The following is a 9,116-nucleotide window of genomic DNA, read 5'->3' on the forward strand; positions in this document are numbered from 1 at the left end:
ATTTCAAATTTTTGATTTTAACGTTATTTTAACTCTATGATATTCTTGGTTAATTAATTCCATTAATTCCTCTGCATTTTCTGTTGTACCCATGCGACCTATTGCTTCTAATTCCCCACATAGTTCAGCTAAATTATTAGCCCCCATAGTTAAACTCAGAGATTTTAGAGCATGAGCAGAATTTCTTAATTCAACTGGCTCTTTAGCTACTATTGCTGCTATAATTGCTTCTCTTTTTTGAGGAGATTCCCCTAAGTAACTGTTAATTATTTCTTTTAAAATACTTTCGTCTCCTCCTGCTGCTTGCTCTTTTAGATATTCAAATACTAATTTATCAATAGGTGGAGTTGTAAAATTTGATTTCTGTTCGTTAAAAAAATCTAATGAAACTGAAGATAAACTTTCACTTTTTTCTTCTTCCTCTGATACCAAATTATTTGCTTCAGTAATATTTGATTTGGCTTGATTTTGATTTTCCTGGAGATTCAGACTTGCTTCTGGAATTAACTCTTGATTAACTTGATTTGATTTTAAATTCACCTCTGTTTCTTTTTTAACGAAAGAATTTACTAAAGATAAATTCTTACTTTTTTCTTCTTCTTCTAATTCCAAATTATTTGCTTCAGTAATATTTGATTTGGCTTGATTTTGATTTTCCAGCAGATTCAAATTTGCTTCTGGAATAACCTCTTGATTAACTTGATTTGATTTTAAATTCACCTCTGTTTCTGTTTCAACGAAAGAATTTACTAAAGATAAACTTTCACTTTTTTCTTCTTCTTCTAATTCCAAATTATTAGCTTGAGTAATATTTGATTTGGCTTGATTTTGATTTTCCTGGAGATTCAAATTTGCTTCTGCAATAACCTCTTGATTTTGATTTGATTTTAAATTCACCTCTGTTTCTTTTTTAACGAAAGAATTTACTAAAGATAAATTCTTACTTTTTTCTTCTTCTTCTAATTCCAAATTATTTGCTTCAGTAATATTTGATTTGGCTTGATTTTGATTTTCCAGCAGATTCAAATTTGCTTCTGGAATAACCTCTTGATTAACTTGATTTGATTTTAAATTCACCTCTGTTTTTGCTGTAACTCCTACCTCCTGTACGGGCGAACGGCCGTTCGCCCCTACGAATCCTGACTCCTGACTCCTAGTGATATAATTTTTTAATGCCTTAATTAATGCTTCTACTCGAACTGGTTTACTTATATAGTCATTCATTCCTGCTTCTAAACATTCTTCACGATCGCCCCGCATTGCATGAGCAGTCATCGCTATGATCCAAGGTCGTTTAGTTTCAGGGAAAATTTTGCAAATTCGTCTTGTTGCTTCTAAACCATCCATTTCTGGCATTTGTACATCCATGAAAACTATATCGTAGTGTTGACGACGTAATGCTTCTAGAGCTTCCAATCCATTATTTGCCAAATCGGCACGATAACCTAATCTCTCTAAGACAAGTAGAGCTACTTTCTGATTCACAACTACATCCTCCGCTACCAGGATGCGTAATGGCAACAACCCAAATTCGGCTTCATTACTCAAGATTGATTTTGCTTCTGAAGTTTTCGGTTTAAATGATATTGCTTGTTTTCCAAGTACAGAAACTAACATCTCATATAAATTAGACTGTTTAATTGGTTTACTTACAAAAGCTGCAAATGAAGCTCTACCTGCAATTTCTTCTGATGTCAGTTTGCCTACTGAACTGAGCATTACTAAAGGTAATTCTTGATAATCTGGTATAGATTGAATTTTTTCTGCTAAGGTTAAACCGTCCATTTCTGGCATTTGTAAATCTAGTATCGCCAGATCAAATTTTTTCCCAGAGTTAATTAACTTTAAAGCTGCTGCTCCTGACTTCACTGCCTCCACTTTCATTCCCCAAGATTGTACCTGGAGGCTAAGAATTTTGCGATTAGTTGCATTATCATCTACAACCAGTAGTTCCTTCCCAGTGAGTTCAGGTTGTGGTTGTTTAAGGTCAGATTCTGTAGTGGTTTTAGTTGCCATTGCCATCATAGTAAAATGAAATGTCGAACCTTTACCTACTTCCGTTTCCACCCACATATTTCCACCCATTGCTTCACTTAACCGTTTGCTAATGGCTAAACCTAATCCTGTACCACCATATTGTCGAGTCATGGAAGCATCAATTTGACTAAAAGGCTTAAACAATCTTTCTAATCGCTTTTCAGGAATCCCTATACCCGTATCTTTGACAGCAAATGCTATCTCATATAGGTTATCAAAGGGTGTGTGAATTTTCTGACTCACAGAATTTGTGTTGGTTTGGTTATTATCGCTATTTTTGAGCTGAGATAATTCCTGATGAGCTGATAACCATTTTTTCCCATCGACTGAAACAATGACTTCCCCACTAGCAGTAAATTTAACTGCATTAGAAAGTAAATTAGCAAGTATTTGCCGTAGTCTTGTCACATCCCCTACTATTGCTTCCGGAGTATCTTGATTGATAACGTATAACAATTCTAAACCTTTAGCACCTGCTTGAGACGCTACTAAATCTAAAGCTGATTCTACACAATTTCGGAGATTAAATGGTTGGTCTTCTAATTCTAGTCTTCCAGATTCAATTTTAGAAAAATCAAGAATGTCATTAATAATAGTTAGTAATGAATCACTACTATGACGAATAGTATCTACAAAATCGTATTGTTGAGAGTTTAATTCTGTATCCAGTAATAGCCCTGTCATGCCAATTATTGCATTCATAGGAGTCCGAATTTCGTGACTCATCATTGCTAAAAATTCACTTTTAGCTCGATTAGCAGTTTCAGCATCTTGTCTGGCTTTTTCTAATTCTAAATTTTCGGTTTGTAATTGGATTTGTCTTTGTTTTTCCTGCTCTAAATGATCTGCTTGTGCTAGAGCAATTCCTACTTGTGCTGCCACTGACTCTAATAGATCGATTTCTTCATCTTCCCAATGACGGTAGCGATCGCATTGATGTAAAACAATTACTCCATTCGGTTTTCCTTTATATGAGGTACGAACTGCTAATATTGACTTGACTCCTAATAAGCAACAAACATCACTATCTCTCATTAATAATGGATCTGAGTAAGTATTTTCACTGCTCATGGCTTTGTCTTGAGCTAATACTTTTTCTAGATTATGGTTTTCTTTCAATGCCAATGATAGATCTTGCATTGATTCATAACCAGGCTCAAGATATTCTGCTACTAGAGGAATCTGTCGTGATGGTTCAGCAATATAGTAATATATTAGGCAGCGATTTACTGTAAATGTCTGACCGATTAGTATAACCGCTGTTTGAAAAATTTGCTCACTATCTAGGGTAGAACGGATTTCTGTAGTTAACTGTTTGTGAAGTAGAACTTGTTTTACTTGGTTTTCTAAGGCAGCTTTAGAAGAATGACGTTCTATTTGATTTCCTACCCATTGCGCCATTAACTTTAATATGTGGTGATCGCTTTCTTTAAAGGGTTCTTCTTTGGGATATGGACTGGCAAAACTAAGAGTACCATAAATTTTTCCTTCTACCATAACTCGAAAGCCAATATAAGCTTCTAGCTTAAAAAATGTCTGAGCATAAGCAGGATGATGCTGCCATTCAGAATTTCCGGCAGTTTCAAAACTAATTGGTTCATTTTTTTGAATAGTTTCCTCACAATAAGTTTGTTTAACATTAATGGTATCTCCTGCTTTAATCGGAAAAGGAAATCCCAAGGGTAATTGGGAGGCAACTACTTCATAACGTTCTTCTGTTATCTTTGCTAGAATACCTATTTCTGTTCTATATCGTATCCGCCCCATACCCAAAATTCTTTGTAAAATAGCATCTAGGTCTAAGTTAGTTTCTGCAGCTACTGTGTAGAGACCTCTAATTACTGCTTCTGTTTCTTTAAGTTCAGTTTCTGCCTGTTTTTGTTGCGTAATATCAGTAACAATACCAAGAAATCCAATTATCTTGCCTTCACTATCCCGTTTACTTGTGATTACTAAACTTACTAAAATCTCAGAGCCATCTTTTTTAACATAATGCCATTCTTGAGGTTCAGAAATTCCTTGTTTTGCTGATTTTACTAAAATATCAAAATCTTTAATTGGGTTATTGAATTTCTGAGTTAGTTCTTTACCCCGTTCTATTAATTGAGATTTTTGATTAAAAAATGTCAGCTTTTCTTTACCTACTACTTCTTCTCTAGAATAACCCAATAGTTTCTCAGCTCCAGAATTAAAAGTAGTAATCTGACCATTAATATCTGTAGTAATAATAGCAACTTCTGTGGCAGCATCAAGCACTTGTTGTAGATTTGCATTAATATCCGCCAGTTCTTTCTGTGCTAATTTATAATTTGTGATTACTTCGGTGAACATAATTATGCCACCTATTTCACCTATGCTATTCTGCCAAGGGTGCATTTCCCATCGTATCCACTCCAGGGAACCATCTGCTTTGAGAAACCGCTCTTCTTCACCTTTTTTCACTTCTCCTGCTAGACAAGCTCTATAAATTTCCTGCCAGCGATCGTCTATATTAGGAAAAATTTCATAGTGACTACGCCCAATAACATCTTTTTCTGTCAAATTATTATCAATTAACCAACGTTTAGATGCCCATAAGTAGCACATATCTCCGTCGAAAATAACTGCTGCTACAGGATTATGTTCCAGTAGCAAGTCTTTGAACATCTCTTTTTCCTGTTTATTTCCGTCTATCTCATGGTTTTCAGTAATTTCACAAATAGTAATTAATCCGCCAATAAATTGATTATTTTCATCATTGATAGGAGTATAATTACATTCCAATAATATTTCTTTTTCAGTATTAACTGGAAGGCGCTCTATGGTTTCACTAAAAGCTTTTTTACTATTAATTATTTGGGATTTACAAGAGTTATTTTCTTTTAATTTTTTGTCGTTTACAGTGAAGGGCAATATTTCAAATATTGACTTTTCTATAGCATCTTTTCTACTAATTCCTGATATCTGTTCTATCCTAGGATTCCAATCTATACAATTATAATCAACATCAAATTTGACTATTCCATATCTACTATTTTTGATTATTTCTTCTGCAAAAAAAAAATCGCGCCCCAACAATAATTTTTCCTGCTTTAATCCTGAAATATCACGACTATAAACTATTATTTGTTCAACTTCTGATGTTCGGAGAAAATCTTTAATCCTCATTTCATAAAAATGCCAGGAACCATCATTATGATACAATCTGGCTTCTATTTTTAATTTCAATTGCGGATTATGAATAATTTCCTTTAATTTATTTATAACTAATAAAAAATCATCTTGATGAACAAAATTAAGAAAATTTTTGCCAATTAATTCTTGTGGTTGATAACCTAATACTTCTTCGACAACCGGATTATTATATAAAATATTGCCACCAATATCTATAATTGTCACCGCATCACAATTACTTTCAACCATTACCCGAAAATAATCTTGATTATCTAACAATCTAGTTGGTGTAGATATATTTGAAATTAATGTTCCTAAGTTGCTAAAAGTAGATATTAAATCTACTATCTTATCGTCATATTCCCGTAGTTCTCTCAGATAAAAAATAATAACTGCAACAACAGTATTATTAGCTATAATTGGAAATCCTAAAGCTGTTTTCAGACCTACTTCAGTCGCTTTTTTAGTCCGTAAATAAACTGTTTCTGGTAAATTACCAATATCTTTTTCCCACTCTGGCTGTTGAGAAACCCAAATCCGACCAGGCATATCAATACTTGGTGGTAATGTTATTTCCTGACTGTAGCTATGAAACTTTGTTAATAATTTTTTAATCTCAGGTCGTCCATACCAAATTTGACTACATTCTATCCTACTACCACTCTTGCTTGGTATCCATACCTCTGCATAATCTCCATCAATACTTAGACAAGCTTGATGGATCAATGCTTCTAGCGCTCTATCAAATTTTTGGGATTGAAGCTGGCCATAAGTCATAGTAGATGAGTTCCTGGTTGACAGAAATTCTGGGATTCTTGGGTTATATTATGTCTGGTAGCATCGGTATTGTATAGAGAAGGTAAGGAAGAAGGCTTTAGTTATCTAGGAGAGAAGCTTTAAGAGAAGGAAAAACCTTATATGGCGGTAGATATTTCCCGAACTTTTACACACTCTGATACCAACGGACATGATATTAATCAGCTATATATCCAACATTAATTTTCTCCCGTCAAGGGTTAATTGATCCATCGGCTTTTATCGTTTTGGGTTGGGTATACCCAAAGTTATGCTTCTGTATTTCAAAATATAGATTCTAAAGCTATGATCTATATATTTTTATTTAATTTTTTTTCTTAGTTTGTATTTGACTTTTCCAATCTGCCAGTGCTTTTTGAGCAGACTCATAAGCTGGCGTTCCAGAAGGAACTAACTCACCAGCCAAAATAGCCTCACTCAAGTTTTTATTCTTGGCTCGTACTGTCGCAATACTAAAAATTGTATTACTCCACTGAGCAATCAACTTTTGAGCTTCTTCATATTGAGGCTCACCAGAGCCAATTTTACGAGCTTCATTAATTGCTTTAATATAAGAAGAAGCTTGTCCAGGTTGAATCTGTTCCTTCGCAGATGTAAGTAATGCTTCATTAAACCCTTCATTAGCTTTTTTTTGTTGAGCTAGTTGTGGTTCCCATGAGCCGATGGCCAACTGTGCCTCTTGATAAATTGGTCTAATATTTCGAGGTACTAATTTAGCCGCATTAATTGCACCATCATAATCTCCTTTCAAAGCTCGTCCACTAGCTATATCAAGAATAGTTAAACTCCAACGTTCTATTTGATTTTGTGCTTCAGGGTAGACTGGATCGCTTTGAGGAATTTCAGAAGCTTTAATAATTGCCCGACTAAAACTAGAGGCTGAAATTGAATTAAGTACAGTTACAGCTTCAGATAATATTAATTGATTTGCTGAGAGTTGACTTTCTTCTTGTTTTTGCTCATTCCCTGTTGTACTAGAAGTGTTTGCCGTAGATTGATTTTTTGAACCAGATACTACAGGTGATGGTGGTAAAGTTGCTTCTGATGAGTTATCTTCCTCTGTTTTCATAGTAGGTAAATTACCTTCACCCACTATCTGTTTACTGAAAAATATAGACTTATTTGTTAAAAATACACCTAATAGTAAGACTAAAGAAGTAAGACTACTTCCTACAATTAACTTTTGCAAAAAGGATTTATCAGACTGGATATTTTGAGCAATATTTTCAGACATTTCTACTTTTTTTATATTATTTTGGCTATTTACTTGAGATGCAACTGTATTATTATTCATATTCCCATTTACCATCTCTGTTTGGGTATTTTTTGTTGTCATAGAAGTTTTTATAGGATTTGAAACTGGTTTTGTTGTTCTGGCTTTTTCTGGAGCAGAGTTAGAATCAACCCTAATTTTTTGAGGTAAGATTATCTGATTCATTTTATCAGTAGGATTTACCATCATCAGGGGATTTTGCTTTGGTCTTAGATATTCAGTACATAATTCTGGTAAACGACTACTTAAGAAATTATCAAGATTTTTGAGTGTTGTACATTTTCCAGAATTTAATCCTTCTAAAAGAGCTGCTGTAAAAAATCCTAGGCGTCGTGCAGAAGTTTCCTCTGAAACTTGGTTAGGATGACATGATAGTAACAGTGGTATCTCTAACTCTTTAGCTAACTCTAATGCTTGAACACCGAGTTGATTGTCCATTCCTGTCAAACGGCTATGCTTAATATCTAGCATAACCAAAACCTCTTCTACAGGAGACTTACTCAAATCTTCTAGTAGTTTTCTTATTGATATTCCTGTAGCTTCAGGGTTTGTCGGATTACCATCAATAGGCATCAGGTAGTCTTGATTTTGATATCTCACACCATAACCACTGAAAAAAAACCAGAGACAATTCTCTACTTGCAATTCCTTTTGACAAAAACCTTCGATAATATCTATTATATTTTCTCTACTAGGATAGGTTGGCTGTTCCCATATTGGTGTTGAAGTATTGTCGCTTAATACTAAACATTGTTCTGCTGAAAAATTTCTTTCGTTCAGTAAAAAATTATGTAGTGCCTCTGCATCCTGTTGCGCATAACTAAGAGGCTCAAGAAACTCGTATTGATTGATACCAATGGCAATAGAAGCGTAATTTTTCATTCACCAAAAGTCCTGATACTTAATAGATTGGCTGTACCTAGAATAACATTCTTAGGCCATTTTAGCTCATACCATTAATTGGGACAACTTTCGTAACAGTAATCAGGGAACTCAAATTCCTCTCATCTAGGTATAGATAGTGATTTTAATTTTAATTTTAGGGTTATTCAAGGTAATACCTTGGACTCTCTCTTTATAGAAATAAAGCTGCAAAACTAATAGCTTTTAATCAATCATCAGAGCTAAGGATATAGTGAATCTAAATATATATAACTACTGGTAAGCGGTAAATGGTGGAATTAAAAGTTATACACTATCCCATTTGGAGAGAGAGGTTGGGAATTTTGAATATTCTCGTTTGAGATTGTAAACATGGCCTATGAGCCAAGAATGTCCTAACTAATTAACCATTAATAGATATAGGGATAGATAGTATAGATACACATATTATATAGAATGTCAAAACCTTGAGATGGCTTTCTAAAAAAAGTTTTTTGCTTGAGAGTTAGGGCATAGAGTCCAAACGGTAATACTAAAAAATCTTTATAGCCCTACGCATTAAGGTTAGGACATTTCTAAATCCTGTTTGCGCAGCATTCCGTAGGAAAACCCTTTGACAATTTACTATTCCCTAGCGCGTAGCGCTGTACTATTTTTTCTAAAATTTTTACAACCGCATATCTCAAAAAAAAAGTATATTTTTTGTTATCCCATATTTTTATAGTTATAGGTATAAATATTTGTCCAATAATTAGTATAAATTTATTCTCAACGCATAAAATGGACATTATTTGCTTAACTTTCAAAGTCAGTCTGAATATTTTTTTGTAAAATTTGAAATCCCTGAAATGCTTGCCAGATAATCGATGCAATTTATTTATTCTCAGTCAAATCATCTATTTCCGGAAAAAAATTGAGAAAAGGGGTTGACACATCAAGATAGAGTTGCTAGATT

General features: G+C 33.9%; 2 protein-coding genes. Both read right to left on the reverse strand.

Features of this window, described 5'->3' with window-relative positions; translation table 11 throughout:
- Positions 1–3 precede the first annotated feature (3 nt).
- Positions 4–5,967 carry a PAS domain S-box protein gene (locus tag ACP6PK_RS21080; RefSeq protein ID WP_426562355.1) on the reverse strand — a complete coding sequence of 1,988 codons (5,964 nt, stop codon included), beginning with the start codon at positions 5,965–5,967 and terminating at the stop codon, positions 4–6.
- Positions 5,968–6,310: 343 nt separating this feature from the next.
- Positions 6,311–8,161, reverse strand: a complete 1,851-nt coding sequence (locus ACP6PK_RS21085) for a caspase family protein (RefSeq protein WP_426562357.1) — start codon at positions 8,159–8,161, stop codon at positions 6,311–6,313.
- Positions 8,162–9,116 lie beyond the last annotated feature (955 nt).

Origin of the sequence: Dapis hubbardiae BLCC-M172 (genome assembly GCF_050016015.1) — a bacterium.
In the GTDB taxonomy this organism is placed as follows: Bacteria; Cyanobacteriota; Cyanobacteriia; order Cyanobacteriales; family Microcoleaceae; genus Trichodesmium.